General features: G+C 74.5%; 25 protein-coding genes. 12 read left to right on the top strand and 13 right to left on the bottom strand.

Annotated elements, in window-relative coordinates:
* Positions 1 to 24: 24 nt before the first annotated feature.
* Positions 25 to 591: a GreA/GreB family elongation factor gene (locus DSM104329_RS04315; RefSeq protein WP_259314164.1), complete on the bottom strand. Its 567-nt coding sequence runs from the start codon at positions 589 to 591 to the stop codon at positions 25 to 27.
* 119 nt (positions 592 to 710) lie between these two features.
* On the opposite strand from DSM104329_RS04315, the gene DSM104329_RS04310 reads away from it, so the two are divergent.
* Positions 711 to 2,096 carry a pyridoxal phosphate-dependent decarboxylase family protein gene (locus DSM104329_RS04310; RefSeq protein ID WP_259314163.1) on the top strand — a complete coding sequence of 462 codons (1,386 nt, stop codon included), beginning with the start codon at positions 711 to 713 and terminating at the stop codon, positions 2,094 to 2,096.
* 9 nt (positions 2,097 to 2,105) lie between these two features.
* Here DSM104329_RS04310 and DSM104329_RS04305 read toward each other — a convergent pair whose 3' ends face one another.
* Positions 2,106 to 4,586 (bottom strand): beta strand repeat-containing protein, encoded by a 2,481-nt coding sequence (locus tag DSM104329_RS04305; protein ID WP_259314162.1) that lies wholly within the window; start codon positions 4,584 to 4,586, stop codon positions 2,106 to 2,108.
* Between the two features lie 270 nt (positions 4,587 to 4,856).
* Between DSM104329_RS04305 and DSM104329_RS04300 the strand changes: the two genes are divergently transcribed.
* Genes DSM104329_RS04300 through DSM104329_RS04290 form a run of 3 tightly spaced genes read left to right on the top strand, consistent with a single transcriptional unit; the run spans position 4,857 to position 8,184 of the window.
* Positions 4,857 to 5,084: a heavy-metal-associated domain-containing protein gene (locus tag DSM104329_RS04300; RefSeq protein WP_259314161.1), complete on the top strand. Its 228-nt coding sequence runs from the start codon at positions 4,857 to 4,859 to the stop codon at positions 5,082 to 5,084.
* On the top strand, positions 5,081 to 5,947 hold the full coding sequence (locus DSM104329_RS04295; RefSeq protein WP_259314160.1) for a hypothetical protein: 867 nt from the start codon (positions 5,081 to 5,083) through the stop codon (positions 5,945 to 5,947). Before DSM104329_RS04300 ends, DSM104329_RS04295 begins: the two co-directional genes overlap by 4 nt.
* Positions 5,944 to 8,184, top strand: coding sequence for a heavy metal translocating P-type ATPase (locus tag DSM104329_RS04290; RefSeq protein ID WP_259314159.1), 2,241 nt, complete (start codon positions 5,944 to 5,946; stop codon positions 8,182 to 8,184). The genes DSM104329_RS04295 and DSM104329_RS04290 overlap by 4 nt, the downstream gene beginning before the upstream one ends.
* Positions 8,185 to 8,190: 6 nt before the next feature.
* Here the strand turns inward: DSM104329_RS04290 and DSM104329_RS04285 are convergent, their stop codons facing one another.
* Both DSM104329_RS04285 and DSM104329_RS04280 read right to left on the bottom strand, forming a co-directional pair.
* Positions 8,191 to 8,562: a RidA family protein gene (locus DSM104329_RS04285; RefSeq protein WP_259314158.1), complete on the bottom strand. Its 372-nt coding sequence runs from the start codon at positions 8,560 to 8,562 to the stop codon at positions 8,191 to 8,193.
* 71 nt (positions 8,563 to 8,633) lie between these two features.
* Complete coding sequence (locus DSM104329_RS04280) at positions 8,634 to 9,488, bottom strand: tryptophan 2,3-dioxygenase (RefSeq protein WP_259314157.1); 855 nt, start codon at positions 9,486 to 9,488, stop codon at positions 8,634 to 8,636.
* 91 nt (positions 9,489 to 9,579) lie between these two features.
* Here DSM104329_RS04280 and DSM104329_RS04275 point away from each other — a divergent pair, with 91 nt between their 5' ends.
* Positions 9,580 to 9,786 carry a hypothetical protein gene (locus DSM104329_RS04275; RefSeq protein ID WP_259314156.1) on the top strand — a complete coding sequence of 69 codons (207 nt, stop codon included), beginning with the start codon at positions 9,580 to 9,582 and terminating at the stop codon, positions 9,784 to 9,786.
* Here DSM104329_RS04275 and DSM104329_RS04270 read toward each other — a convergent pair.
* Positions 9,755 to 10,417 carry a DUF2867 domain-containing protein gene (locus DSM104329_RS04270; protein WP_259314155.1) on the bottom strand — a complete coding sequence of 221 codons (663 nt, stop codon included), beginning with the start codon at positions 10,415 to 10,417 and terminating at the stop codon, positions 9,755 to 9,757. The genes DSM104329_RS04275 and DSM104329_RS04270 overlap by 32 nt on opposite strands.
* 92 nt (positions 10,418 to 10,509) lie before the next feature.
* Here DSM104329_RS04270 and DSM104329_RS04265 point away from each other — a divergent pair, with 92 nt between their 5' ends.
* Complete coding sequence (locus DSM104329_RS04265; protein WP_259314154.1) at positions 10,510 to 11,058, top strand: TetR/AcrR family transcriptional regulator; 549 nt, start codon at positions 10,510 to 10,512, stop codon at positions 11,056 to 11,058.
* A gap of 74 nt (positions 11,059 to 11,132) precedes the next feature.
* Here DSM104329_RS04265 and DSM104329_RS04260 read toward each other — a convergent pair whose 3' ends face one another.
* On the bottom strand, positions 11,133 to 11,639 hold the full coding sequence (locus DSM104329_RS04260; RefSeq protein WP_259314153.1) for a beta-class carbonic anhydrase: 507 nt from the start codon (positions 11,637 to 11,639) through the stop codon (positions 11,133 to 11,135).
* Positions 11,640 to 11,695: 56 nt separating this feature from the next.
* Between DSM104329_RS04260 and DSM104329_RS04255 the strand changes: the two genes are divergently transcribed.
* Complete coding sequence (locus DSM104329_RS04255; RefSeq protein ID WP_259314152.1) at positions 11,696 to 12,316, top strand: alpha/beta hydrolase family protein; 621 nt, start codon at positions 11,696 to 11,698, stop codon at positions 12,314 to 12,316.
* Positions 12,317 to 12,349: 33 nt separating this feature from the next.
* On the opposite strand, the gene DSM104329_RS04250 is transcribed toward DSM104329_RS04255, so the two are convergent.
* Genes DSM104329_RS04250 through DSM104329_RS04230 form a run of 5 tightly spaced genes read right to left on the bottom strand, consistent with a single transcriptional unit; the run spans position 12,350 to position 17,265 of the window.
* Entirely contained in the window at positions 12,350 to 13,630 is a 1,281-nt protein-coding gene (locus tag DSM104329_RS04250; RefSeq protein ID WP_259314151.1) for a (Fe-S)-binding protein, read from the bottom strand.
* Entirely contained in the window at positions 13,630 to 14,703 is a 1,074-nt protein-coding gene (locus tag DSM104329_RS04245) for an FAD-binding protein (RefSeq protein ID WP_259314150.1), read from the bottom strand. Before DSM104329_RS04245 ends, DSM104329_RS04250 begins: the two co-directional genes overlap by 1 nt.
* A complete protein-coding gene (locus tag DSM104329_RS04240; RefSeq protein ID WP_259314149.1) occupies positions 14,703 to 16,070 on the bottom strand; it encodes an FAD-binding oxidoreductase in 1,368 nt (455 codons plus the stop codon). The genes DSM104329_RS04245 and DSM104329_RS04240 overlap by 1 nt, the downstream gene beginning before the upstream one ends.
* Positions 16,067 to 16,342, bottom strand: a complete 276-nt coding sequence (locus DSM104329_RS04235) for a UBP-type zinc finger domain-containing protein (RefSeq protein ID WP_259314148.1) — start codon at positions 16,340 to 16,342, stop codon at positions 16,067 to 16,069. Before DSM104329_RS04235 ends, DSM104329_RS04240 begins: the two co-directional genes overlap by 4 nt.
* Before the next feature lie 20 nt (positions 16,343 to 16,362).
* The gene (locus DSM104329_RS04230; RefSeq protein WP_259314147.1) at positions 16,363 to 17,265 is read right to left on the bottom strand and encodes a bifunctional 5,10-methylenetetrahydrofolate dehydrogenase/5,10-methenyltetrahydrofolate cyclohydrolase; all 903 of its coding nucleotides are present in this window, start codon (positions 17,263 to 17,265) and stop codon (positions 16,363 to 16,365) included.
* A 105-nt stretch (positions 17,266 to 17,370) separates the two neighbouring features.
* On the opposite strand from DSM104329_RS04230, the gene DSM104329_RS04225 reads away from it, so the two are divergent.
* Positions 17,371 to 18,561: a low temperature requirement protein A gene (locus tag DSM104329_RS04225; protein WP_259314146.1), complete on the top strand. Its 1,191-nt coding sequence runs from the start codon at positions 17,371 to 17,373 to the stop codon at positions 18,559 to 18,561.
* A gap of 33 nt (positions 18,562 to 18,594) precedes the next feature.
* Here DSM104329_RS04225 and DSM104329_RS04220 read toward each other — a convergent pair whose 3' ends face one another.
* Positions 18,595 to 21,054: a choice-of-anchor A family protein gene (locus DSM104329_RS04220; protein ID WP_259314145.1), complete on the bottom strand. Its 2,460-nt coding sequence runs from the start codon at positions 21,052 to 21,054 to the stop codon at positions 18,595 to 18,597.
* A 159-nt stretch (positions 21,055 to 21,213) separates the two neighbouring features.
* Positions 21,214 to 21,822 (bottom strand): gamma subclass chorismate mutase AroQ, encoded by a 609-nt coding sequence (gene aroQ / locus DSM104329_RS04215; protein WP_259314144.1) that lies wholly within the window; start codon positions 21,820 to 21,822, stop codon positions 21,214 to 21,216.
* A 194-nt stretch (positions 21,823 to 22,016) separates the two neighbouring features.
* Between aroQ and DSM104329_RS04210 the strand changes: the two genes are divergently transcribed.
* The 4 genes from DSM104329_RS04210 (at position 22,017) to DSM104329_RS04195 (ending at position 26,080) form a co-directional block, all read left to right on the top strand.
* Positions 22,017 to 23,006 (top strand): S1C family serine protease, encoded by a 990-nt coding sequence (locus DSM104329_RS04210; RefSeq protein WP_259314143.1) that lies wholly within the window; start codon positions 22,017 to 22,019, stop codon positions 23,004 to 23,006.
* Positions 23,007 to 23,200: 194 nt separating this feature from the next.
* Positions 23,201 to 24,205 carry a ribosome small subunit-dependent GTPase A gene (gene rsgA / locus DSM104329_RS04205; RefSeq protein WP_259314142.1) on the top strand — a complete coding sequence of 335 codons (1,005 nt, stop codon included), beginning with the start codon at positions 23,201 to 23,203 and terminating at the stop codon, positions 24,203 to 24,205.
* 226 nt (positions 24,206 to 24,431) lie between these two features.
* Entirely contained in the window at positions 24,432 to 25,319 is an 888-nt protein-coding gene (locus DSM104329_RS04200) for a CoA transferase subunit A (protein WP_259314141.1), read from the top strand.
* A complete protein-coding gene (locus DSM104329_RS04195; RefSeq protein WP_259314140.1) occupies positions 25,316 to 26,080 on the top strand; it encodes a CoA-transferase subunit beta in 765 nt (254 codons plus the stop codon). The genes DSM104329_RS04200 and DSM104329_RS04195 overlap by 4 nt, the downstream gene beginning before the upstream one ends.
* Positions 26,081 to 26,086: the final 6 nt, after the last annotated feature.

The raw sequence follows: 26,086 nt of genomic DNA, 5'->3' as shown, positions 1-26,086 counted from the left end.
GTGCAGCGACGTCATCGCACGCCGTCAGGCGTGCAGCGACGCGACGTCGTCGAGCCCGGCGATCCGCAGCGAGCGCTGCCGCCCGCCCGGCAGGCCGATGGTCAGCTCGTCGCCGACGCCGCGGCCGAGGATCGCCTGCCCGACCGGGGAGGCCGCGGACACCGTGCCCGCGGTCGCGCCGTCGTGCCACGCGACCATCTCGTACTCCACCACCGCTCCGGTCGTGAGATCCTCCAGGAGCACCCGCGACCCGAGGTTGACGATGTCCTCGCCGCGGACGTCGTGGTCGACGATCTCCGCCTGGTGCAGCAGCTGCGCGAGGTTGGCGATCCGGGCGTCGATGACGGCCTCGTCCTCGCCGATCGCCAACTGGGCGTCCTCGTCGGCGGCCGACACGGACAGCGCGTCGCGGCGGCGGGCGCGGAACTCCTCGCCCTTGAGGTCACGCAGCCTCTCGACCTCGGCGGCCAGGATCTCCGCCCCGCGCGCCGTGAGCACGGGACGGCCGGCGGCGACGACCGGGACGGGACCTGCGGAAGCGGCGACGGCGCCGCGATGCGCGGCGCCGCCATCACGAAGACGGTTGACCATGGGTCCATCCTGGCCGTCGGACCGCCACCGCGGAATGGGGTCTTCCCACCATCTTCGCCGCCGGCGGCCCCGGACGCGTCGCAGCCGGCGTGCCGGGGTCTGCCAACATCCGCCGCGTCATGGCCCCCGACCACGACGAGCCGCTCAGCCTCCCGCCGGAGGAGGTGCGGCGGCTCGGCTACCGCGTCGTCGACATGGTCGTCGACCACCTCGCCGGCCTGCGCGACCTGCCGCCGGTCGTCGTCGGCGAGCGGGCCGCCCTCGAGGCGCGGCTGCGCGAGCCGCTGCCCGAGGCGCCGGGCGACCTCGACGAGGCGCTCGACCTGGCCGCCGGCGTCGTGCTGCGCAACATGCAGCACGGCGACCACCCCCGCTTCTTCGCGCGCGTCCCGAGCCCGAGCAGCCCGGTCGGCATGCTCGGCGACGCGCTGGCGAGCGGGATGAACGCGATCGCCACGTCCTGGGTGGGCAGCACGGGCCCGACGGTGCTCGAGCTCGTGGTGCTCGACTGGCTCGCCGAGATGCTGGGGATGCCGGCCGGCACCGAGGGGATCCTGCTCAGCGGCGGGTCCGCGTCCAGCCTCACCGCGCTCGCGGCGGCGCGGGCGGCGCGGCTCGGCGGCCACGACCCGGACGCCGTCGTCTACTGCTCCGACCAGACGCACGCCTCGATCACCCGGGCGCTGCGCATCCTCGGCTTCGCGCCGGACCGCGTCCGCCTGCTGCCCACCGGTAGCGGGTTCCGGCTGGTGCCGGGCGCCGTGGCGGGGGCCATCGCCGCCGACCGGTCCGCCGGCCTGCGGCCGTTCTGCCTGATCGCCACGGCGGGCACGACGAACACGGGCACGGTCGACCCGCTGGCCGCGCTCGCCGACCTCGCCGCCGCGGAAGGCCTCTGGCTGCACGTCGACGGCGCGTACGGTGCCCCGGCGGCGCTGACCGAGCAGGGCCGGGCGCTGCTGGACGGGATGGAGCGCGCGGACTCCCTCGCCGCCGACCCGCACAAGTGGCTGTTCGCCCCGTACGAGGTCGGCGCGCTGCTCGTCCGCGAGCCCGGCGCGCTCGCCGCCGCCTTCGCCATGGAGCCCGAGTACCTGCGCGACACGACCGGCGAGGTGAACTTCCGCGACCGCGGCCCGCAGCTGACCCGGGCCACCCGGGCGCTGAAGCTGTGGTTGACCATCAAGGCGTTCGGCGTGGACGCGATCCGGGACGCGGTCGCCCGCGGCATCGCGCTGGCCGAGCGCGCGGAAGCGGCGCTGCGCGCGACGCCCGGCTGGGAGATCGTCACGCCCGCGCAGCTCGCGGTCGTGACCTTCGCCCACGAGCGCGCCGGCGCGGTCGACATCGCGGCGCGCGCGGTCGCCGACGGCTACGCGGTGCCGACCTCCACGGTCCTGCGCGGGCGCCCGGTCCTGCGGCTGTGCACGATCAACCCGCGCACGACCGACGAGGAGATCGACGCGACGGTCGCCCGACTGACCGAGCTCGCCGAGCGGGCGTAGGACGCCGCCTCAGTCCTGGATCACGATGTTGTCGCCGGGGCCGCCGTCGAGCGCGTCGTTGCCCGGCCCCCCGATGAGGACGTCGTCGCCGGCGTCGCCGAAGAGCGCGTCGGCGCCCGCGCTGCCGATGAGCACGTCGTCGCCGTCGCCCCCGGCACCGCTCAGGCGGATGCCGTCCGCGGCGAGGCCCGAGGCATCGAGGACGTCGTCGCCGGCGAGCAGCCGCACGGCCAGCGTGTCGAGCGCCGCCTCCTGCCCGACGATCGACACGCGCGACGCAAGCCCCGCCACGGCGACGCCGGACGCGTCGCCGGCCACGGTCGCCACGTCGGCGCCTTGGGTCGCGTCGACGTTGACGGTGTCGGCCTGCCCGTCGCCCATCGTCGTGCCGAAGGCCGCGAGGTCGAAGGTCGCATCCGTCACCGCGGTGCCGGTGAGGTCGTGCACGCTCAGGGCGTCCGCCCCGCCCAGGGCGTGGACGTCGATCCGCTCGGCGCCGTCGACGTCCATGACGACGCTCGCGACGTTGCGCGTGAGGCGCAGGCGCCCGCCGTTCGCCGAGAGGTCGATGATCTCGGCGATGTTCGCGCCGTCGAAGCGCAGCGTGTCGGCGCCCGCCTGGCCCTCGACGGTGTCCGAGCCGTCGCCGGGCGCCCAGCCGAAGCTGTCGTCGCCGGCGCCGAGCAGGGCGAGGTCGCCGCCGCGGCCGCCCCGGATCGTGTCGGCGTCGTCGCCGCCCAGGATCGTGTCGGCCCCGTCGCTGCCCTGGATGGTGTCGCTCCCGGCAGCGCCGTCGAGGGTCAGCGCGATGCCGAGGCCGGCGATGCCGTTGCCGGCGAGGATGCTGTCGTCCCCGCCCAGCCCCTGGACGGCAAGGCGCTCGGCCTGCACCGACAGCCGGAGGTCGGTGCGCGACACCAGGACCTCGGGGGCCTGGGGGGAGAGGGTGAACGCGTCCGGGCCGCCGGTCCCGAGCGCCGTGACCGTGTCCGTGCCGTCGCCGCCGAGGACGGCGACGGGCATCGGGGCGGAATCCGCGACGACCGCGTCGCTGCCGCCCGCCCCGTCGACGCGCAGCACGTCACCTGGATCGTCGGCGTGGGCGACCGCGACCGGCGCCGGCAGACCGCTCACCACGGTCTCGTCGCCGGCCGTGCCGACGGCGATCGCGTCGATCCCGTTCGTCCCGGCGACGTCGACGACGTCGGGCTGCCCGTCACCCGCGTCGGGCATCCCGCCGGCGGCGAGGTCGAGCCGCACGCTCTTGACGTTCGTGCCGGCGAGATCGTGCACGGCGATCGCGTCGGCGCCGCCCGCGGCCCGCAGGTCCACCTGCTCGACGCCGCCGACGTCCATCGACACGTTGCCGACGTCGCGCAGCAGCCGCAGTCGCCCGCCGTTCGCCGAGAGGTCGAAGTGCTCGCCGATGTTCGCCCCGGAGAACCGCAGCGTGTCGTTGTCGCCCTGGCCCTCGACCACGTCGCTGCTGTCGCCCGGCAGCCAGTCGAACGCATCGTTGCCCGTCCCCAGCAGCACGACGTCGCTGCCGGTTCCGCCCCGCACGGTGTCCGGTCCGGCGAGCGCATCGAGACGGTCCGCGCCCGGCCCCCCGTCGAGCCGGTTGGCGTTCGCGGAGCCCGTCAGCGTATCCGCCCCCGTGCCGCCGACCAGGTTCTGGACGCGGGTCAGCAGGTCCTTCTCGCCCGGAGCGCCGTCGTTGGCGACGTCGTCGAGGCTGGCGACGACGGGACCGGTCCGCTCGCGGTACGTGGCGGTGTTGCCCCCGCCGCCCCCGTCGAGGACGTCCGCGCCCCCCATGCCCTGCAGGGTGTCGTCTCCCCCACCGCCGAGCAGCCGGTTGGCATGCGCGTCGCCGACGAGCACGTCCGGCCCGGCGCCGCCGGTCACGTTCTCGACGGTCGAGTCCACGAGATCGCCCTCCCCGGCCTCGCCGTCGCCCGCGACGGCGTCGAGCGTCACCCCGACGGCCTGCGTGCGCGTCGAGTAGTCGGCGGTGTCGACGTCGTCGCCGCCGCGCAGCACGTCGGCGCCGGCCGCTCCGTCGAGGCGGTCGGCGCCCGGACCGCCGGAGAGGCTGTCGGCCTGCGGGCCCCCGCGCAGCACGTCATCGCCCGCGCCGCCGAGGGCGGCGACGCCGAGCGGCACGGACGCGTCGACCTTCAGCGCGTCTCCGCCGTCGCCCAGCGCGGCCCCGATCCCGTCGAGGTCGACGGCGCTGCACGTCACCAGGTGCGCCGGCGCCCGGGCGGTGCAGCCGGTTCCCGGCGTGATCAGGGCGCCCGAGTCGCTGAGCACGAACGCGCCCGAGGCGAACTTGACGCTGAGGACGTTCGCCTCGCCCGGCGCGGCGGTGTAGGTCAACGTCCCGTTGCGGATCTTGGCGGTCGCCGCGCCGGCCACCGCCGGCGCCGACGCGAGCAGCGCGGCGACGACCACCCCCGCCATGACGATCCGTCGTTGCCCGCCCATCCTGCTCCCTTGCCGTTCGAGGCCCCAAGGAGCGTCGCATGCTGCGCGGCCCCGCACGATGCGGTCGGTCACACAAGGGGTGGGGTCTGCCGCCCACCTCGTGGCGGCGAATCGTCGTCGCCCTGCCGACGATCCACGCCGAGCTCGGCACGTCGATCGCAGTGGACGGCGCGCGTCGTCCGCATCTCGTCAGGCTGCCCTTTACCCCCCTGGGGTATCTGTGCTAGGTTTCCCCCACGCCATACCCCCCAGCCGTATGATGGAGGCACGATGAGCCAGACCCTGATCCAGACCAGCCGGGCCCGCGAGTACCAGGTCGCCGGTATGTCCTGCACGCACTGCGTCTCATCCGTGCGCGAGGAGGTCTCGGAGATCCCCGGGGTGGGGGCCGTCGAGATCGACCTCGCCACCGGCCGGCTCGTCGTCGCCGGCGAGGGCGTCAGCGACGACGCCGTGGCCGCCGCCGTCGCCGAGGCCGGCTACGAGGTCGCACGATGAGCGCCCCGACCAAGCTCGCCGGGTTCGCGGCGCTGCTCGCCCTGCTGCTCGGCGGCGGCGCGGTCGCCGGTGCGACCCTCGGCCCCGACCGCGAGGGCTCCCAGCCGCCGAAGATGGCCGGCCACGGCGACACGCCCGCGATGGACGGGATGGACGGGGGCGCCCACCCGGTGCGCGGCCTGGCCGCCGCCGAGGACGGCCTGAGGCTCGAGCTCGCCACGCCCGAGCTGCGCCGCGGCCGCGACGAGCGCCTTGCCTTCACGATCACCGGGGAGGATGGTCTTCCCGTCGGGGACTTCGACGTCACCCACACCAAGCGCATGCACCTCATCGTCGTGCGCCGCGACATGACCGGCTTCCAGCATCTTCATCCGACGCAGAACCCCGACGGGACGTGGACCACCCCGCTGCGCCTCGACGAGGCCGGCTCGTACCGCGTCTTCGCCGACTTCTCGCACGACGGCGAGCCGCGCACGCTGGCCACAGACCTGCGGGTCGACGGCACGGCGGACCTGCAGGCGCTGCCGGCCCCCGCGACCGAGTCCCGGACCGCCGACGGCTACGACGTGCGCCTGACCGCGGGCGACGCGCATCCCGGCGACGAGGCCGACCTGCGCTTCGAGATCACGCGCGACGGCCGGCCCGTGCACACCGATCCCTACCTGGGCGCCGGCGGCCACCTGGTCGCGCTGCGCGAGGGCGACCTCGCCTTCCTGCACGTGCACCCGACCGAGCACGGCGAGGAGGAGGGCATCGGCTTCGACGCGACGTTCCCGACCGAGGGCCGCTATCGCCTCTTCCTGCAGTTCAAGGCCGACGGCCGCGTCCACACCGCCGCGTTCACCGAGGAGGTCACTCGATGAGCCCCGCCACCATGGATCACGTCGAGCTGCCGATCACCGGCATGACGTGCGCCTCGTGCGCGAACCGCATCGAGCGCCGCCTGAACAAGCTCGACGGCGTCAGCGCCACGGTCAACTACGCCACCGAGAAGGCGACGGTCGACTTCGACGCCGCCGCGGTCGCCCCGCAGGCGCTCGTGGAGGCCGTCGCGTCGGCGGGCTATCAGGCCGTGCTGCCCTCGGCCCAGCCCGCCGCGGGCGGGCACGCCGACGCCGAGGCCGACGAGACCGCGCCGCTGCGCCGCCGCCTGCTCATCAGCCTCGCGCTGATGCTGCCGGTGCTCCTCATGTCGATGATCCCGCCGCTGCAGTTCGACAACTGGCAGTGGCTGTCGCTGACGCTCGCGTCGCCGGTCGTCGTCTGGGGCGCCTGGCCGTTCCACCGGGCGGCGTGGGCGAACCTCAAGCACGCCACCGCCACGATGGACACGCTGATCTCGGTCGGCGTGCTCGCCGCATGGCTGTGGTCGCTGTATGCGCTGTTCCTCGGCGGCGCCGGAGACCCCGAGATGCGCATGCCGTTCGATCTCATCCCGGACAGCGCCGGCGGGACCGAGGTCTATCTCGAGGTCGCCTCCGCGGTGACGGTGTTCATCCTCGCCGGGCGCTACTTCGAGGCGAAGGCCAAGCGCCGTGCCGGGGCCGCCCTGGCCGCCCTGCTCGAGCTCGGCGCCAAGGACGTCGCGATCCTCGACGCCGACGGCACCGAACGGCGCGTCCCCATCGAGGAGCTGCACGCCGGTGACCGCTTCGTCGTGCGCCCGGGCGAGAAGGTCGCGACGGACGGCGTCGTCGAGGAGGGCCGCTCCGCGGTGGATCAGTCCCTGCTCACGGGCGAGTCGGTGCCGGTCGAGAAGGCGCCGGGCGACGACGTCGCGGGCGCGACGGTCAACGCCGGCGGCCGGCTGATCGTGCGCGCCACGAAGGTCGGTGCGGACACCGCGCTGGCCCAGATCGCCCGGCTCGTGACCGACGCGCAGAGCGGCAAGGCGCCGGTGCAGCGGCTCGCCGACCGCGTGTCGGGGATCTTCGTGCCCGTCGTCATCGGCCTCTCCGTCGCGACGCTCGGGTTCTGGCTCGGCACCGGCGAGAGCGCGCAGTTCGCCATCACCGCCGCGGTCGCCGTCCTCATCATCGCCTGCCCGTGCGCGCTCGGGCTCGCCACGCCGACGGCGCTGCTCGTCGGCACCGGCCGCGGGGCCCAGCTCGGGCTGCTCATCAAGGGGCCCGAGATCCTCGAGTCCACGCGCAAGGTCGACACGGTCGTCCTCGACAAGACGGGCACGATCACGACCGGGCAGATGAGCGTGACCGACGTCGTGACGATCCCGGGGACGAGCCGCGACGAGGCGCTGCGCATCGCCGGCGCGCTCGAGGATGCGTCCGAGCACCCGATCGCGCAGGCGATCGCCCGCGCCGCCCGGGACGCCACCGGCCCGCTGCCCGCCGTCGAGTCGTTCGCCAACCGCGAGGGCCTCGGCGTCGAAGGCGTCGTCGACGGCCACGGCGTGCAGGTCGGCCGGCCCGCGCTGCTGCGCGACGACTGGGGCGTGACGCTGCCCGCCGAGCTCGACGCGGCCCGCCGCGCCGCCGAGGCGCAGGGGCGCACCGCGGTGGCCGCGGCGTGGGACGGCGAGGCGCGCGCCGTGATCGTCGTCGCCGACACCGTCAAGGCGACCAGCGCCGAGGCGGTGGCCGGGCTGCGCGGCCTCGGGCTGCGGCCGGTGCTGCTGACCGGCGACAACGAGGCGACCGCGCGCGCCGTGGCGGCCGAGGTGGGCATCGACGAGGTCATCGCCGAGGTGCTGCCCGCCGACAAGGCCGGCGTCGTTCGGCGCCTGCAGGCCGAGGGCCGGGTCGTCGCGATGGTCGGCGACGGCATCAACGACGCGCCGGCGCTTGCCCAGGCCGATCTGGGCCTGGCCATCGGCACCGGCACGGACGTGGCGATCGAGGCGTCCGACCTCACGCTCGTCAGCGGCGACCTGCGCGCCGCCGCGGACGCGATCCGCCTGTCGCGCGCGACCCTGCGCACGATCAAGCAGAACCTCGGCTGGGCGTTCGGCTACAACCTCGCGGCGCTGCCGCTCGCTGCCGCCGCGCTGCTCAACCCGCTGATCGCCGGCCTGGCGATGGCGCTGTCGAGCGTCTCGGTGGTCGCCAACGCGCTGCGGCTGCGCCGCTTCGGCCGGCGCTGACGGCGATCAGCGCTCGTCGACCGCCACGCCATCGATCTCGAAACGCCAGCCCTGCGCGAGCGGCGTCTGCACCGTCGTGCGCGCGGGGCGCGGCGCCGGGTGGCGCGCGAGATAGATCTCGTTGAACTCCGCGAAGTCCGCGATGTCGGCGAGATAGACGTTGACCTTCAGCAGCGCCGAGAAGCCGAGCCCCGCGTTCGCGAGGGTGTGCTCGAAGTGGTCCAGGGCGCGGGTGACCTGCGTGGCGAACGGCGCGTCCGCGCCGCCGCCCTCGCCGTCGGCGCCGACGTGGCCGGCGAGGAACACGAGGCCGCCGCCGCGGGCGGCGCCGGAGAACCAGTCCATCTGGCCGGGGACGAAGCGATCGGATGCGCTCATCCGGGCAGCCTCGCACAGCGTGGCCAGCGCCGCCCGCGGCCGCCGCCGGCGCACGGACGGCGAGCTCGCCGTCACGGCCCGATCTCCGTGCGGACCTCCAGCAGCTCGGGGAAGAAGGTGAGGTCCAGCGCGGCGCGCAGGAAGCCCACGCCTGACGACCCGCCGGTGCCGCGCTTGTAGCCGATGATCCGCTCGACCGTCTTCATGTGCCGGAAGCGCCAGAGCTGAAAGCTCTCCTCGACGTCGACGAGCTGCTCACACAGCTCGTACTGGGGCCACTGGCCCTCCGGGTCGGCGTAGACGCCGGCGAGGACCTCGACGAGGGCGGGGTCGCGGGCGTGCGGCAGCGACCAGTCGCGCTCGACGCTCGTCGCCGGGACCGCGTAGCCGAGCCGGGCGAGGTGGCGCAGGAACTCGTCGTAGAGGCTCGGCGCGCACAGGGTCTCCTCGAGGATGTCGCGGGCCGCGGGGTCGTGAGCGAAGACCTCGAGCATCTCCGCGTTCTTGTTGCCGAGCAGGAACTCGACCTCGCGGTACTGCAGCGACTGAAAGCCGGACGCCTGGCCGAGGACGGCGCGGAACTGGGCGTACTCGCTCGGTGTCAGCGTCTCGAGCACCGCCCACTGCTCGAAGAGCTGGCGCTGGACGTGCTTGACGCGGGCGAGCGCCTTCAGGCACGGCCCGACCTGGTCGCCGGCCAGGTGCCCGATGGCCCAGCGCAGCTCGTGGATGATGAGCTTCAGCCACAGCTCGGACGTCTGGTGCTGGATGATGAACAGCAGCTCGTCGTGATGCTCGGGCTCGCTCAGCGGCCGCTGGGCCGACAGCAGCCGGTCGAGGTCGAGGTAGCCGGCGTACGTCAGCCGCTCCGACAGGTCGCGGTGCAGGCCGGGCTCGAGCGGACGGCGGTTCTCGGGCGCGCTCATCGAGGCTCGCCGGGAGGGTAACGGCGTTTGCCCCGATTGCCGCGCGATGCGATCGGGAAGCCGGTCAGGACACCCCCGACGAGGAGGCAGCGTGGCAACGAAGACGCAAGTGGCGGCGGCCGGCCTACAGGGCTGGCGTGCGAAGGTCGGCGAGGCGGTCGCTCCGCCCGTGGCGAAGCGGACGCCGGCCAGCGAGGAGCAGGTGCGCGCCGCCGTCGGCGCGCTGTTCTTCGCGTTGTCGGTGCTCTACGTGAGCAAGACGATCGTCACGGCGATCCGCCGTGCGCGCGAGGGCTGATCCGCCCGCGTCCGGACCAGCCGCCGCGCGTGGCTGGGGACGCGTCGCGGGGGCGAGCGCGATCGCGCCACGCCTGCCCGATCTCGCGCATCATCACCGGGTAGACGATGAGGTGGCGAAACGGCGTGATCGCCGCCATGTAAAGGGCGCCGAGCCGTCCGTTGGGCTTCACCAGGATCGCCATCTGGCCGCGGTGGCCGCCGTGGACGTCCGGCACCCAGCCGACGTGCAGCACCCCATGGACCGTCTTGTTGGCGATCTCCAGCGCCCACTCGTCGCCGGTCAGCAGCAGCGGGACGAACGGGCTGCCGTCGCGTGCGGGGCCGGCCGGTGCGTCGCGCAGGTCCACCGGCAGCCGGTCGCGCAGCGCCGGGACTCGAGCGCCCAGGCCTGACTGCGGGCGATCGAGCCCGAGCGCGCCACCCACCTTCGCGCGGACCGCGAACAGCGCTCGGACGATGCCGGAGGCGCCTCGCCCCGGCTCGAAGCCGGCCAGCACCCGCACCAGCTCGGGGAAGTCGTCCGGGCCGCCCGGCGTCGGCAGCGCCCACACGTCCTCGAGGGGGAAGTCGGGCGCGATCTCGTGGATCCGCCAGGGCCGGGAGGTGTGCGCGGTGTCCGGTAGTCTCATGGCTCATCCATCCATACAGTGCTGTATGGATGAGGCTAGGCCGAGGGCGCGGCGCTGTCAAGCTCGCCCCGGACGCCGATACCTGAACCACGATGGCCGCCCCCACCCGCACCCCCAGGCCCCACTGGATCGACGCCGGGCTGCGCGCGCTGGCGTCCGGAGGTCCGGAGGCCGTGCGGATCGACACGCTCGCCCGGGAGCTGGGGGTCACCCGCGGCGGCTTCTACTGGCACTTCAAGGACCGCCGCGTACTGCTGGACGAGATGCTCGACACGTGGGAGCGCCGGAGCACCGACGAGGTGCTGGAGCGCGTCGAGCGCGAGGGCGGCGACGCCAGGGACAAGGTGCGGCGCGCGGGCATGCTGACGTTCTCGCGCGAGCTCCTGCCGATCGACCTCGCCGTCCGCGACTGGGCGCGGCGCGACCCGGCGGTCGGCGAGCGCCTGCGCCGCGTCGACGACCGCCGCATGGCGTATCTGCGCCGGCTGATCGGCACCTTCGACACCGACGCCGACGACGTCGAGGCCCGCGCCATGCTCGCCTTCGCGCTGGCGATCGGCAACCACTTCGTCGCCGCCGGCCACGAGGGGCGCAGCCGCGCGGACGTGCTCGACTTGGCCGTGCGGCGGATCCTCAGCTGAGACGCGCGCAGATCGACGGCCGCCCGCAGCGGGGTCGTGTCGGGAGCCGCGCGGGCCCTCGTCCGCCGCCCGGATCAGGCGTCGTCGCCCACGGTGACCTCGCTCAGGCGATGCGAGTCGACGTCGTAGACGAACCCGCGCACGCGATCGCGGTGCGGCACGAACGCAGAGCGTCGGACGCGCAGGATGGACTGGCGCACGTCGGCCTCGAGGTCGGTGAACGACTCGATCGCGAACGCCGGGGCGACGCCGGTCGCCTCCTGGAGCTCCGCGCGGAAGCCGTCGTCGGTGAGCGTGAGCATGCCGCAGTCGGTGTGGTGGATGAGCATGATCTCGCGGGTGCCGAGCCGCCGCTGCGATACGGCCAGCGAGCGGATGACGTCGTCGGTGATCACCCCGCCGGCGTTGCGCAGCACGTGCGCCTCGCCGTCGCCCAGGCCGAGCGCGGCGAACACGTCGAGCCGCGAGTCCATGCAGGTGACGATCGCCAGCTGCCGGCTCGGCCGGACGTCCAGGTGTCCGGCCGGGACGGACTCGGCGAACGCCGCGTTGTTGGTGACGAGCTTGTCGATGACGTCCATCCCCGGCACCCTAGGTCACGACGCCTCGCGACGCCGGTCCGCGGCACGATGTGCGGGTGACCGTCGCCGAGATCGACACGCCGCACGGGCCCGCGCGCGCCCACCTGCACCCCGCCGGCGCGCCGCGCGCCGCGCTGGTGCTCGGCCACGGCGCCGGGGGGGGCGTGGGCGCGCCCGACCTGACCGCGGCCACGCGCGTCGCGGTCGAGGCGGACGTCAGCGTCGCGCTCGTCGAGCAGCCCTACCGCGTCGCCGGCCGCCGCTCGCCCGCCCCCGCCGCCCAGCTCGACGCGGCATGGGCGGCGGTGGTCGCCCACCTGCGCGCCGGGCCCTTCGCCGGGCTGGAGCTCGTCACCGGCGGGCGCTCCTCGGGCGCCCGCGTCGCGTGCCGCACCGCGGACGCGACGCGGGCCGTCGGCCTGCTCTGCCTCGCGTTCCCGCTGCAGCCGGCCCGCCGCCGCGCATCGGGAGCGCAGGCGCCGAGCCGCCTGCCCGAGCTCGACGCCGTCGCCGTCCCCGTCCTCGTCGTGCAGGGCGCCCGTGACCCGTTCGGCATGCCGCCGGACGGGCCGCAGCGGACCGTCGTCCAGGTGGCCGGCGACCACAGCCTGCGCAGCGACCTGCCCGCGGTGCGCGAAGCGATCGCTCGCTGGCTGGCGGGCCTCCTGGCGCCGTGACCCCCACCGCCGACGCCGCGTCGGACTGGCCCGCTACCCGCCCGGGCGCGACGAGGCCCGCGCGGCGTACGCGCGGTCGAGCACCTGGACGGTGTGCAGCACGGGCAGGTCGTGCCCCAGCGCACGCAGGTGCGTGGTGATCTGGGTGAGGCAGCCGATGTTCGCGGTGGCGATGAGGTCGGCGCCGGTGTCGAGCAGGTTGCGCGCCTTGCGGGCGCCGAGCTCGGCGGCGGTCTCGGGCTTCTCGACGTTGTAGGTGCCGGCCGAGCCGCAGCACAGCTCCCATTCGGCGGGCTCGACGAGGCGGACGTTGCCGATGGCGCGCAGCAGCTCGCGCGGCGCGCCGCGCACGCCCTGGGCGTGCGCGAGGTGGCAGGCGTCCTGGTAGGCGATGGCGGTCGGCTGCTCGAGGGCGGGCTCTCCGCGGAGGCCGAGGCCGGCGAGGAAGACGCTGACGTCGACCGTGCGTTCGGCGAGGCGCCGGGCCGCGTCCTGTTCGGGCGCGCCGGCGAACAGCAGTCCGTACTCGTGCATCGCCGACCCGCATCCGGCGGCGTTGACGACGACCGCGTCGACGTCGCCTGCGAACGCCGCGAGGTTGCGCCGCGCGAGGCGCCGGGCCTGGTCGGCGGCGCCGGTGTGCATGGCCAGCGCGCCGCAGCAGCCCTGCGCGCGCGGGATGACGGTCTCCACCCCGTTGCGGGCGAGCACCCGCAGGGTCGCCCAGCCGATGTCGGGCGCGAGGACCTGCTGGGCGCAGCCGGCCAGCAGCGCGACGCGCGCGCGACGCGCGCCCTGCGCCGGGAAGACCTCGGGCAGCGGGCGCGGCCGCGGGACGCGCTCGGGCAGCAGGCGCAGCATCGCGGCCAGCGAGCCGGGCAGCACGCGCGCGAGCGGCCGCGCGAGACGCCCGAGCACGGCGGCGGTCCGAAACCGGGCCGGGTAGGGCAGCGTGCGCAGGATCAGCTCGCGCCGCGCGCGGTCCAGCGGCTCGCGGGTGCGGCGCGGCTCCGCGTAGGCGCGGAAGGGGGTGATCAGCCCGCCGTAGTCGACGCCCGACGGGCACGCGGTCTGACACGACTGACAGCCGAGGCAGTTGTCGATGAACGGCAGCGCGGACTCGAGCTCGAGCTGACCCTCGAGCACCTCCTTCATCAGGAAGATGCGCCCGCGCGGCGAGTCCATCTCCTCGCCCATCGTCGCGTAGGTCGGGCAGGTCGGCAGGCAGAAGCCGCAGTGCACGCACGACTCGATCGCCTGGCCCATGCTCGCGCCCTGCGGGCCGAGGCTCGCGGTGTCGATCGAGTGCTGCATCACAGCTCCGCGAAGCGGCCGTCGGGGTCCAGCGCGGTGCGCAGGCGGTCGAGGAACGCGCCGCCGCGGCGGTCGCCGAGCAGCGGGCGCCCGGGCGCGCCGGTGAGCGCGACGCCGGGCAGGCGAAGCTCGCGCAGCGTCGCGTCGAGCACGGCGAGCGGGCAATCGCCGGGCCACGCGATCCAGGCGACGTTCGCGGCGTTGGAGTAGCGCGCCCGCGCCCCGGCCGCGGCGAGCGCCGCCTGCAGCGCCGCCACGCCGCGCAGCGTCAGCGCGACGCGGACCAGACGCGTGGCGGGCGCCATCCAGGCGAACGCGGCGGCGTCGGCCCACACGGTCGCGTCGAGCTCCTCGCCCGGTGCCCCCACCAGGGCCGCGACGCGCGCCACGCGCGCCGCCAGTGGCTCCGGGTCGCCCGCCAGGCGCACCACGATCCGCGCCGGAGGCTCGAGCTCGAGCGCATCGAGCTCGACCGGCCCGCGCGCCAGCACGGCCAGCGCGGCCAGGGCGGGCTCCAGGCCGCCGAGCTCGAACGCGACCGTGGCCGCGGCGCGCGGCCGCGGGAAGACCTTCAGCGAGACCTCGACCATCACGCCCAGGCGCCCCATCGAGCCGACCATCAGCTTCGGCAGGTCAAAGCCCGCGGCGTTCTTGACGACCCGCCCGCCGCCGCAGACGAGCTCGCCCGTGCCGTCCACCATCCGCACGCCGATGACGAAGTCGCGCACGGTGCCGTAGCGCAGCGCGCCCGGACCCGACGTGCCCGAGGCGATCACGCCGCCGATCGTCGCGCCCGCCGCGACGAGCGGCGCGTCGAACGGCAGGTACTGGCCATGCTCGGCCAGCGCGCCATCGAGCTCGGCGACCGGCGTGCCCGCGCGCGCGGTCAGCGTCAGCTCGGCCGGGTCGTACTCGACGATGCCGCGCAGGCCCGAGACGTCGAGGGCCACCACGTCCTCGGCCGGCGGGGCCGACAGCGCGGGCTTCGTCGCACCGCCCGCCGGCAGCACCCGCGGGCCGCAGCGCACCGCGTCGCGCAGCGCCTCGACGTCGTCGACCGCGACCGCCGCCATCACGCCACCGCCAGCATCTTGCCGCGGTTGGCCAGCTCCGCCGGGTCGACCGCGCGGCGCAGCCGGCGCATCAGCTCCAGGTCCGCGGGCGTGAACATCAACGGCAGATACTCCCGCTTCTCGACGCCGACACCGTGCTCGCCGGTGATCGAGCCGCCGAGCCGGATGCACAGCCGCAGGATGTCGCCGGCCAGCGCCTCGGCGCGCTCGAGCATCCCGGGCTCGCGGCCGTCGAACAGGATCAGCGGATGCAGGTTGCCGTCGCCGGCGTGAAAGACGTTCGCCACGCGGATGCCGGCCGCGGCGCCCATGCGGCCGATCTCGGCCAGCGCCTCGCCCAGCCGGGTGCGCGGCACCACGCCGTCCTGGACGATGTAGTCGGGCGCCAGCCAGCCGACCGCCGAGAACGCGCTCTTGCGGCCCTTCCAGATCAGCGCCCGCGCATCCGGGTCCTCCGTCGCGACGACCTCGCCCGCGCCCGACGCGCGCAACAGCTCGCGCAGCGCCGCCGCGTCGGCGTCGACCACGCCCCGCTCGCCCTCGAGCTCGACGATCAGCAACGCGGCGCCCTTCGGGTAGTTCGGCTTCACCGAGGCCTCGGCCGCCTCGATGGCCAGCGCATCCATGATCTCCATCGCCACCGGCAGCAGACCCGCCGCCACGATCCGCGCGACCGCGTCGCCCGCCTGCTCGAGACTGTCGTAGACCGCCAGCGCCGTGTGCGTCGCCTCGGCCACCGCCACGAGGCGCACCGTCACCTCCAAAGCGATCCCGAACAGCCCCTCCGACCCGCAGAACATCCCGGCCACGTCCGGCCCCAGCGGCTCGACGCTGTCGCCGCCCAGCTCCACGAGCTCGCCGTCGGGCAGCACCGCCCGGATGCCGAGCACGTGGTTGGCCGTCATCCCGTGACGCAAACAGTGCGCGCCCCCGGAGTTGAACGCGAGATTGCCGCCGATCGTGCACACCGATTGGCTCGACGGGTCCGGGCAATACATCAGCCCATGCGGCAGCGCGGCGCGCGAGACGTCGAGATTGATCACCCCCGGCTCGACCACCGCCGTACGCGCGTCCGGGTCCACCGACAGCACCCGGTCCAGCCGATTGAGCGCGATCACCACCCCGCCACCGATCGGCAGCGACCCGCCCGACAACGACGTCCCCGACCCCCGCGCCACGAACGGCACGCCCTCACGATGACACGCCCGCACCACCGCAACGACCTCGTCCGCGGACTCCACCAGCACCACCGCCGCCGGCCGCTCGTAAAACGCCGTCAGCGCATCGCAGCCGAACACCGCCAACTCGGCCGGACCCGTCAGCAGCCGCCGGCCGAGACGGGGGCGCAGGTCATCGAGCACCGTCACTCGGCGACGAGGCGCATCATCACGTCGTCGACGTAGCACCACGACCAGTCCTCGCCGGGCTCGACCGAGCGGGCGATCGGATGCTCGGCCGCGGCCGCGTGCTTGCTCGCGTGCCGGTTCGGGCTGGAGTCGCAGCAGCCGATCTTCCCGCAGCTCTGGCACATCCGCAGGTGAACCCAGCGGTCGCCGGCCGCCATGCACTCCGGGCAGCCGGTCACCGGCTCCGTCGGCTCGAGGTAGACAACCTGGTCGAGATGCGTGCACTCGGGCATGCCCGAAGGTTACGCCTCGCTCAGCGAAGCACGAGCTGACCGGCCGGCGCGAGGCTCAGCTTCGCCGCGGCGACGGCGTTGCGCAGGACCCACACGTCGGTGATCGGCCCGACGCCGCCGGGCACCGGTGAGACCGCCTCGGCCACGGGCTCGACCGACGCCGTGTCGACGTCCCCGACGAGCCGCACGCCGCCCGCGCCGTCGTCGACCGCGTTGATGCCGATGTCGATGACGATCGCCCCCTCGCCGACCATGTCGCCCGTGATGAGGCCGGGGACGCCGACGGCGACGATGAGGATGTCGGCGCCGCGCGTGAACTCCTCGAGGTGGCCCGCCTGCGAGGTGTGGTGATGGCAGGAGACGACGGTCGCGTTGCGCTGCAGCCCCAGGATCGCCGCCGGCTTGCCGACGTTGTTCGAGCGCCCGACGAGGACGAGGTTGGCCCCGTCGAAGGCGGACTCGAGGTCGCGGCCGGCCGCCTCGGTGTGGCGGTCGAGCATGTGGAACGCGGCGGCGGGCGTCGACGGGATGAAGCGCGGCATGCCGAGCGACAGCAGGCCGGCGTTGAGCGGGTGCAGCGCCTCGACGTCCTTCAGCGGCGGCAGCGCGGCGAAGATCCGCGACTCGGGCAGGTGCGCGGGCAGCGGGCGCAGGACGAGGATGCCGGAGATGTCGGGGTCGGCGTCGAGCTCGGCGACCTTGCCGATGACCTGGCCCAGGGTCGCGTCGGCGGGCAGCTGCTCGGGCCGCGACGCCATGCCGATCTCCCGCGCGCCGCGGTCGATGCGCCGCTGGTAGACGGCCGCCGGCACGTCCTCGCCGACGAGCACGGTGGCGATCCCGGCGACCCCGCCGATCGCCTCGAGCTCCCCGCGCAGCGTCTCCTTCAGGCGCGCCGCGATGGCCTTTCCGTCGATGAGCATCGGGGCAGTCTGCCGCGTGCGCCGCCGCCGCGCCTCCCCAGCGCGAGCAGTCATGCCCCTCCGTTCGGCGTGGATGCGCCGCGGAGCCCCTGCGAGGATCGCGCCGTGACCAACCCCGCCGCGCCCCGCACCCCCCGCCTGCACGCGACGCTGCGCCACGACAACCGTGTCACGCCGCTCGAGCTGTTCTTCGACCTCGTGTTCGTGCTGGCGCTGACGCAGTGCACCGCGCTGATGGCCCACAACCCGACGTGGGAGGGGCTCGCGCAGGGGCTGCTCGTCCTCGGCGTGCTGTGGTGGTCGTGGGTCGGCTATGCGTGGCTGACGAGCGTGGTCGATCCCGAGCAGGTCCTCGTCCGGCTGATCGTGTTCGCCGCGATGGCCGCGTTCCTCGTGGCCGCGCTGTGCGTCCCCGAGGCGTTCGGCGACCGCGGGCTGCTGTTCGCGGGGGCCTACGCGATCGTCCGCTTCAGCCAGCTGGCGCTGTTCCACATCGCCAGCGGCGACGACCCCGCGCTGCGCCGCTCCCTCCGCGGCCTGACCGCCGGCACGGCGGTCGGCGTCGGCCTGATCGCGGCCGCCTCGTTCGCCGACGGGCTGCTGCAGGGCGGCCTGTGGGCGCTCGCGCTGGTGCTCGACGTCGGCGAGCCGTTCGTGTTCGGGTCCGAGGGCTGGCGCTTCTCCCCCGGCCACTTCGCAGAGCGCCACGGGCTGATCGTCATCATCGCGCTCGGCGAGTCGATCGTCGCGATCGGCGTCGGCTCGCAGGTGGGCGTGGACGCCGGGGTCGTCGCCGCGGCGGTGCTGGGCGTCGCCGTGGCCGCCGCCCTGTGGTGGATGTACTTCGACGTCGTGGCGCTCGTGGCCGAACGACGCCTGGCGCAGGCCGCGCCGGGCCGGGAGGCCAACGAGATGGCGCGCGACTCGTTCTCCTACCTGCACTTCCCGATGGTCGCCGGGATCGTCCTCGGCGCCGTCGGCCTCAAGAAGACGCTCGGCCACGTCGACGAGCCGCTGAAGCTCGTGCCCGCCGTCGCACTGCTCGGCGGCCTGGCGCTGTACCTGTTCGCCCACGTCGCGTTCCGCTGGCGCAACATGCACCGCTTCAGCACCCAGCGGTTGGTCACCGCCGGCGTGCTGCTCGCGCTGATCCCGGCGGCCGTCGAGCTCGACTCGCTCGTCACCCTGGGGATCGTCGTCGCCGTCCTCGTCGGGCTGATCGTCTACGAGATGGTGCACTTCGCCGAGCTGCGCCGGCGGGTGCGCCGCGAGCTCACGGAGGAGCCGGTGGCGTAGGCGCGCCGGGCCGGGGCCCGGCGCGCCCGGGCGCTACCGCTTGAGCGTGAGCGCTTTGACGACCGTGCGCGAGCCGCGCAGCTTCAGCGACGCCTTCACGCGGTTCGTCCTGCCGCGCAGCGCCTTGCGGCCGGTGCCGTTGACCTTCAGCTTGAGCAGCTTGGCCTGGCCGGCCTTGAGCCGGAACGTCGTGCTGGCCACGACCTTCGAGCGCTTGGCCACGACCGCCCGGCCGGCGCAGACGCCGCCGCCCGCCGGGCACGCGGCGCGCAGCAGCACGGCGCCGCCGGCCAGCTTCGCCGTCCCGCCGACGAGGGCGGGGCCGCCGCCGGTGACGGTGATCGTCGCGCTCGAGCTGTTGTTCGACGGGTCGAGGTCGGTCGTGTCCGAGGCCACCGTCGCCGTGTTGACGATCGGCTTCGGGGCCGGTCCGGCCTTGCGCTCGGCCCCCGTGCGGTCGCCGACGCACTCGAGGTCGATCGTCGCCGTGGCGGGCGTCGCCCCGGTGTTGATCAGCCTGTACGCGCGGGTCTTCGGCCGCGGGTCGTTGCCCAGCGAGAAGACGCCCCGGGCCAGCGACCACGTGCCGACGATGCCCTTGGCGTCATCGGGGCAGATGACCTCGCCCTCGACGACCTGCCCGGCGGGCACGGCGACCTGCTTGACCACGTGCGTGAGCTTGAGGCCGTGCGTGTGGCCGTCGGCGGCGGCGACCGCGGTGTCGAGGCAGCGCACCGAGAGCGTCGCGGTGGTCGCGCCGGTGACCGCGAGGTCGAACCTCCAGCCGCCGCTGACCGGCTCCGAGCCCGCGACGACGGCCGAGCCGCCGGCGAAGGCCCAGCCCGGCACGATCGGCGTGCTGCCGGCCGGGCAGCTCACCGTGACCGACTGCGCGCCGGGCGCCGGCGACTGCGTGACGGTCACGGGGTCCGACACCACGAGCGCGTGGCGGTGGCCGTCCGCGGTGTCGGTGTTCGCCGGCAGGCAGACGGCGAAGCCCTTGGCCTGGGCGCGGCCGCCGGCGTCGTTGCGAACCACCGCCTCCCAGCTCGAGGCGCCGGTCGTCCGGGCGCTCACGACGCGGACGTCGGTCAGCGCGCCGGTGCCCTGGTCGACCGCGTCGGTGCGGATCGAGGCGTCCGTGAGGATGCCGCCCGCGGGGCAGCTGAGCGCGACCGTCCTCGTGTCGCCGGCCTCGAGGTCGACCTGCTGCTCGACCTTCGACACGGGGGTCAGGTGCGTCGCGCCCGGGTGCGGGACGGAGCCGACCGCGGCGATCGGGTCGGCGGTCACCTTGATCGTGAGCGTCCTCGTCGCGCCGGAGGCGAGGTCGCCGATGGCACACGACACGATGCCCGCCGCCTGCGTGCACGGCGACGACGCGGAGCTGAACGTCACGCCGGGCGGCAGCGCGTCGGCGGCCACGACGTTCTTCGCCGTGTCGGGACCGTCGTTGCGCACCGCCAGCGTGTACGTGACGACGTCGCCGCCCTTCGGGGTCGCGTCGGACGCGGCCTTCACGATCGCGACGTCGGCGCTGGTGGGACCGGGCGGCGTGGGCGTCGTGCTCGGCACGCAGCCGTTGCCCGGGAACGGGAACTGGTGGGTCTCGAAGTTCGACCTGAACGACGCGGCGATGACCTGGCCGTTGTTGTGGCCGACGCTGACCGCCTCGACCGCGGCGTCGGGCGCGAGGACGGTGCCGCCGAACGCCGAGCCGGTGCTGAGCTTCACGCTCGTCGCCGAGGCGAAGTTCCAGATCGTGCGCGCGACCGCGTCGCCGACCGACGCGTCGTCGGGCTGACGGTACGTGCCGCCCGACCGGTAACGGACCTCGCCGTTGACCGTGACCGTCGTCCCGGAGACGTTGATGAGCGCCGTCGAGCCGGCGGGCACGTCGATGAACGTCGCCTTGATGCCCGTCAGCTGCGCCGGGGTGACGGAGAAGACGTTGATCTGCGCGTCGCTGCCGCGCAGCCAGAGGACGTTGCCGCCGAGCGAGGTGCCGGTGACGTCGGAGTTGACGACGTCGGCCGTGCCGTTCGCCGCGACCGCGGCCCAGCTCGTCGAGCGGCTGCGCAGATCCGCGAAGGCCGTCGTGAAGTCGATGGGGTTCGTGGCGAGGAAGTGGCCGCCGCCGTTGAAGTTGACCCCGCCGCCGGTGCGGTTGGGCGCGTACGCGCTGCCCTTCTGCAGGTTGAACCAGCCGGACGCGGTGCCGGCGACGACCAGCGTCGGGTCGTCCTTGCCGGACGTCAGCCGCGTGCCGACGGTCATGCCGCCCACGTCGCCGCCGTAGGCGATGGAGCCCTCGGACTCGGAGCCGCGCTGGCCGTTGCCGGCGACGAACTCGGTCCACCCCTGGGCGGCGCCGAGGGGCGCACCGGCGGCGCAGGCGATGGACGCGGCACCGGCGGACGGGGCGGATATCGCAAGCAGGGCGAGCCCGCCGGCGGCGGCCGCGGCGAGCCCGCGTACGGGAGAGAGGGTCATCTGGGGGTGCTCTGGGTCCTTGTCGAGATCGAGACGGCCGGGTTCCTATCGGCACAACGCCAACAACCTTGAGCCCGGCGCGGCCGTCCATGGCCACGCGCCGGCGTAGGGGCACAGGTGCGGGCGCTCGCCGACGGGCGGCGATGCGGCTCGGCGGGACTACACGCCGGCGCAGGGGGCGCGGCGCGATGCGCCGCGAACCCGCAGGATCGCGTCGACCAGGCCGCGGCGCACGCGCGCGGTGACGTACTGCGTCGTGACGATGATCTTCGCCTCGCGCAGCAGCCGCGCGCGGGCGCGGCGGACGCAGTTCAGGCGGTCCGTGCGCACGAGCGCATCGGCGATCTGCGGCGTGAGCGCGGCGATCTGCGGGCGCACGGCGGTCAGGTCCGGCGCCGGCTCGTCGGCCGGGTAGCCGTGCAGCAGCCACTGCGAGCCCCACCCGAGCTGCACCACCTTCGCCGCGGAGATCTCCTGCGCGAACACCCCGGCGACGGTCTCCGGACCCAAGCCGCGCTCGGTGCCGGCGGCGCGCGCGGCGTCGAGCACGCTCGCCTCCTGCGCGAGATCCTCGATCGGCGCGCGGCTGGCCCACTTCGCCGCCATCACCGTGCGCATGAACGACAGCCGCTGCTGGCTGAGCTGCAGGACGGTGCGTGCCCCGTCGAGGTCGGCGTCGGCGGCGCGGGCGGGGGTCGCGGGCCCGGCCAGACCGAGCGCGAGGAGGCCGGCGACGAGCAGCGCGGCGGGAAGGGAGCGGGTCAGCACGCGCGCCACGATACCCGCGCGGGGGCGAGGCCCCGGGGTGCCAGGACCGGTTTCGAGCAGCGGACACGCCTGACTCGCTTACGCGACTCCTCGGTTCTCTTTCGGAAGCGCTGAGGAACTTCTGACGGGATCTTCAGTCGCCTGCGGTCCACTGCGGTCACAACGAACTTTCGAGGTGATCGATGAGTGCAGGAATGAGAAACATGGGAGCGGCGCTGCTGGGTGGCCTCGTGGCGCTGGGCGTGTGCGCCGCCGTGGTGTTCGCCGGCGTGCTGGGCAGCAACGACGGCGGCACGCCGTCGACCGGCGCCACGAAGGCCGTCGCCGAGAAGCCATCGAGCTCCGGCTCGGTCTCGCTGGCGAACCTCTATTCGAAGGTCAAGGACGGCGTCGTGTTCGTCCAGGCCGGCAACGCCAGCGGTTCGGGCTTCGTGATCGACAACGACGGCTACATCGTCACGAACGACCACGTGGTCGCGGAGTCGAGCTCCTACCAGGTGCGCATCGGCGACAAGGGATCGCTGATACCGGCCACGCTCGTGGGCGCCGACGCGTCGACCGACCTCGCGCTGCTGAAGGTCGACCCGGCCCAGGCGGGCGAACTGCATCCGCTCGCCCTCGCCAACGCCGGCGACGTGCAGGTGGGCGACACGGTCATCGCGATCGGCAGCCCGTTCGGACTGCAGAGCACGCTGACGTCGGGCATCGTGTCCGCGCTCGGCCGTGCGATCCAGTCCCCCAACGGGCAGACGATCTCCGGCGCGCTGCAGACCGACGCGGCCATCAACCCCGGCAACTCCGGCGGCCCGCTGATCGACACCAACGGCGACGTCGTGGGCGTCAACGCCCAGATCGCCAGCCAGTCCGGCGGCAACACGGGCGTCGGGTTCGCGATCTCGATCGCCACCGTCAAGGACACGGTGCCGAAGCTGAAGGCCGGCGGCGGGACCGGGACCGGCACGCAGAGCCAGGACCAGCAGCAGACCGACCCGTTCGGTCAGCAGGGTCAGGGCCAGCAGGTGGATCCGACCGACCCCTACGGCCAGCAGATCGACCCCACCGACCCCTACGGCCAGCAGGTGGATCCGACCAATCCCTACGGCCAGCAGGTGGACCCGACCGACCCGTACGGCGGCTCCGGCCAGGCGGACCCCTACGGCTACAGCATCCCTGGGATGGGATGAACGAGCACGGCGGCGCGGGCGATCTGGGAGGTCGCCCGCGCTTGCCGCGCCCCGCCCGCGCCGGTATCGTCGCCCGCGGATGACGCAGCACCTCCACACCACGTTCGCCACGGCCTCCTGAGCGGGGCGCTCGGGCCGTCGCCCGGCCGCCTCGCCGAGCTCGTGTTCCGAAACGACGTGGAGGATCTCTCCCAGTGCATGCCGATCTCGCCGGCCTCGGCCGGCGCCCTGACCTGACCGCCGAGCTCGACGCGCTCGGCGACCCCAGCCTCACCCTCGCCCGCGTGCTCGCGCAGCATCGCGGGCGCTGGCTCGTCGCAACCGCGGACCGGCCCCATGCCGCGCCCGCGCGTGGGCGCCTGCGCGAGACCCCGCCGGTGACCGGCGACTGGGTCGCGCTCGACCGCGCCGGCGCGATCGCCGCCGTCCTGCCACGGCGCGGCACGATCACGCGCCGTGCGGCCGGCACCGCGACGGCCGAGCAGGTGCTGGCGGCGAACGTCGACCTGGCGCTCCTCGCCGAGCCGCTTCCGGCGCCCAACGCGCGGCGGGCGGAGCGCTTCGCCGCGCTCGCGGCGGCCGGCGGCGTGCCCGCCGCCGTCGTGCTGACCAAGGCCGACCTCGACGAGGACGCCCACCTCGGGGCCGCGCGCCTCGCCCGCAGGCTCGGCGCAGTCGACGGGTTCGCGGTCAGCGCGCCGCACGGCGACGGCATCGCGCCGCTGCGTGCGCTGCTCGAGCCGGGCGCGACCGCGGTGCTCCTCGGTCCGTCGGGGGCGGGCAAGTCCACGCTCGTCAACGCGCTGCTCGGCAGCGACCGGCAGGCGACCGGCGCGGTGCGCGAGGGCGACGGGCGCGGGCGCCACACGACGGTCGCGCGCGAGCTCATCGCGCTGCCCGGCGGAGCGCTCGTGATCGACACGCCGGGCCTGCGCGAGGTCGGCCTGTGGGAGCCCGCGAGCTTCGCGGACGTCGACGCGCTCGCCGCGGACTGCCGGTTCGCCGACTGCGCCCACGCGGGCGAGCCGGGCTGTGCCGTGCGCGACGCGGTGGACGACGACCGGATCGAGTCGTGGCGCAAGCTGCAGCGCGAGCAGGCGTGGATCGACGACCGGCGCGCGGCGTCGCGGGAGCGCGAGGCGCGTGGGCGCGCCCGCTCGCGCGCGACGCGCGGGGTGACGTACAAGCGGACCGGGTGAGGCGCACCGCGCCCCGGTTCCCCCACCGGGCGGTCTGCGCTCGTCTGCGACGCGTGGTCGGGCGTCGACGTTCGGGCGCTCACGCCCGCCCAGCGGACACCAACGCCCGCACGTCCCGTCGCGCGGTCCGGGCGGCCGTGCGACCCGCCGCCGTCCCAACCCGGACGCCGGTCTGGACAGATCGCCCCGCCGGCGGGTAGTGTGCGCAGAGAGCACACCGTTCGCTATGCGCACAGATACCGCCAGGATCACCACCCTCCCCGAGGCCATCGCCGAGCTCGTCCACGACGGCGACACGATCGCGCTCGAGGGCTTCACCCACCTCATCCCCGTCGCGGCCGGCCAGGAGATCATCCGCCAGGGCCGCCGGGACCTGACGCTCGTCCGGATGACGCCGGACATCGTCTACGACCAGATGATCGGCGCCGGCTGCGCCCGCAAGCTCGTCTTCAGCTGGGGCGGCAACCCGGGCGTGGGCAGCCTGCACCGGCTCCGGGACGCCGTCGAGCACCAGCACCCGTGCGCGCTCGAGATCGAGGAGCACAGCCACGCCGGCATGGCCAACCGCTACGCCGCCTCCGCCGCAGGCCTGCCCTTCGCCGTCATGCGCGGCTACACGGGCACCGACCTGCCGAAGCACACGAAGACGATCAAGACCGTCACCTGCCCGTTCACGGGCGAGGAGCTGACGGCCGTCCCGAACCTCGGCCTCGACGTGGGCATCATCCACGCGCAGCGCGCCGACCGGAAGGGCAACGTCCAGATGTGGGGTCTGTGCGGAGTGCAGAAGGAGACGGTCCTTGGCGCCAAGCAATCGCTGGTCACCGTCGAGGAGATCGTCGACGAGCTCGAGCCCATGCCCAACCAGGTCGTGCTGCCGAGCTGGGTCGTCACCGCGATCGCCGAGGTGCCGCAGGGCGCCCGGCCCTCCTACGCGCAGGGCTACTACGACCGCGACAACGACGCCTACCGCGCCTGGGACGGCGTCGCGCGCGACCGCGAGAGCTTCCAGCGCTGGCTCGACGACGAGGTCCTCGCCAAGAAGGAGGGAGCCGGGGGCACCACCCACGCGGCGTCCCGACCTGGAGCCGACGCTGCGGGGGTGGTCCGATGAGCACCGATACCGAGAAGGCGGCGTTCACCGCCGAGGAGCTGCTCACCGTCGCCGCCGCGCGGGTGCTCGAGGACGGCACCACCTGCTTCGTCGGCATCGGCCCGCCCGGCGCCGCCGCGAACCTCGCGCAGCGCCTGCACGCGCCCAACCTCGTGCTCGTCTACGAGTCCGGGGCGATCGGCGCCAAGCCCGACCGCCTGCCGCTGTCGATCGGCGACGGCATCCTCGCCGAGACCGCCGACGCCGTGGTCGCCGTCGCGGAGATGTTCAACTACTGGGTGCAGCCGGGCCGCATCGACGTCGGCTTCCTCGGCGCCGCCCAGATCGACCGCTTCGGCAACATCAACACCACGGTCGTCGGCGACTACGACCACCCGAAGGTCCGCCTCCCAGGGGCCGGCGGCGCGCCCGAGATCGCCGCCAACTGCGGCGAGGTCATCGTCATCCTGCGCCAGAGCCCGCGCGCGTTCGTCGAGGCCGTCGACTTCGTGACCTCCGTCGGCCACGGCACGGGCGATCCCGGCCACCGCCAGGGCCTCGGTCTGCGCGGCGACGGCCCGACGAAGATCATCACCGACCTCGGCATCCTCGAGCCCGACCCCCGGACCCGTGCATTCCGCCTCACCGCGCTGCACGAGGGCGTCACCGTCGAGCAGGCCAAGGAGGCGACCGGCTGGGACCTCCAGGTCGCCGACGAGCTCGAGACCCTGCCCCCGCCCACCGCCGAGGAGCTCGACACGCTGCGGGCCCTCAAGGCGTAAGTACCG

This window comes from Capillimicrobium parvum (assembly GCF_021172045.1).
Taxonomy (GTDB): Bacteria; Actinomycetota; Thermoleophilia; order Solirubrobacterales; family Solirubrobacteraceae; genus Capillimicrobium; species Capillimicrobium parvum.
This window is presented reverse-complemented; position numbering and strand designations above follow the sequence as displayed.

Excerpts from the sequence above, each read along its gene's own strand:
- DSM104329_RS04295 (WP_259314160.1), top strand. The coding sequence starts at position 5,081 with ATGAGCGCCCCGACCAAGCTCGCCGGGTTCGCGGCGCTGCTCGCCCTG.
- DSM104329_RS04235 (WP_259314148.1), bottom strand. The coding sequence starts at position 16,342 with ATGCCCGAGTGCACGCATCTCGACCAGGTTGTCTACCTCGAGCCGACG.
- DSM104329_RS04305 (WP_259314162.1), bottom strand. The coding sequence starts at position 4,586 with ATGGGCGGGCAACGACGGATCGTCATGGCGGGGGTGGTCGTCGCCGCG.
- DSM104329_RS04310 (WP_259314163.1), top strand. The coding sequence starts at position 711 with ATGGCCCCCGACCACGACGAGCCGCTCAGCCTCCCGCCGGAGGAGGTG.
- DSM104329_RS04220 (WP_259314145.1), bottom strand. The coding sequence starts at position 21,054 with ATGACCCTCTCTCCCGTACGCGGGCTCGCCGCGGCCGCCGCCGGCGGG.
- DSM104329_RS04245 (WP_259314150.1), bottom strand. The coding sequence starts at position 14,703 with ATGGCGGCGGTCGCGGTCGACGACGTCGAGGCGCTGCGCGACGCGGTG.
- DSM104329_RS04265 (WP_259314154.1), top strand. The coding sequence starts at position 10,510 with ATGGCCGCCCCCACCCGCACCCCCAGGCCCCACTGGATCGACGCCGGG.
- DSM104329_RS04315 (WP_259314164.1), bottom strand. The coding sequence starts at position 591 with ATGGTCAACCGTCTTCGTGATGGCGGCGCCGCGCATCGCGGCGCCGTC.
- DSM104329_RS04290 (WP_259314159.1), top strand. The coding sequence starts at position 5,944 with ATGAGCCCCGCCACCATGGATCACGTCGAGCTGCCGATCACCGGCATG.
- DSM104329_RS04250 (WP_259314151.1), bottom strand. The coding sequence starts at position 13,630 with ATGCAGCACTCGATCGACACCGCGAGCCTCGGCCCGCAGGGCGCGAGC.
- DSM104329_RS04285 (WP_259314158.1), bottom strand. The coding sequence starts at position 8,562 with ATGAGCGCATCCGATCGCTTCGTCCCCGGCCAGATGGACTGGTTCTCC.
- DSM104329_RS04195 (WP_259314140.1), top strand. The coding sequence starts at position 25,316 with ATGAGCACCGATACCGAGAAGGCGGCGTTCACCGCCGAGGAGCTGCTC.
- DSM104329_RS04260 (WP_259314153.1), bottom strand. The coding sequence starts at position 11,639 with ATGGACGTCATCGACAAGCTCGTCACCAACAACGCGGCGTTCGCCGAG.
- DSM104329_RS04210 (WP_259314143.1), top strand. The coding sequence starts at position 22,017 with ATGAGAAACATGGGAGCGGCGCTGCTGGGTGGCCTCGTGGCGCTGGGC.
- DSM104329_RS04280 (WP_259314157.1), bottom strand. The coding sequence starts at position 9,488 with ATGAGCGCGCCCGAGAACCGCCGTCCGCTCGAGCCCGGCCTGCACCGC.
- DSM104329_RS04270 (WP_259314155.1), bottom strand. The coding sequence starts at position 10,417 with ATGAGACTACCGGACACCGCGCACACCTCCCGGCCCTGGCGGATCCAC.
- DSM104329_RS04230 (WP_259314147.1), bottom strand. The coding sequence starts at position 17,265 with ATGCTCATCGACGGAAAGGCCATCGCGGCGCGCCTGAAGGAGACGCTG.
- DSM104329_RS04300 (WP_259314161.1), top strand. The coding sequence starts at position 4,857 with ATGAGCCAGACCCTGATCCAGACCAGCCGGGCCCGCGAGTACCAGGTC.
- DSM104329_RS04200 (WP_259314141.1), top strand. The coding sequence starts at position 24,432 with ATGCGCACAGATACCGCCAGGATCACCACCCTCCCCGAGGCCATCGCC.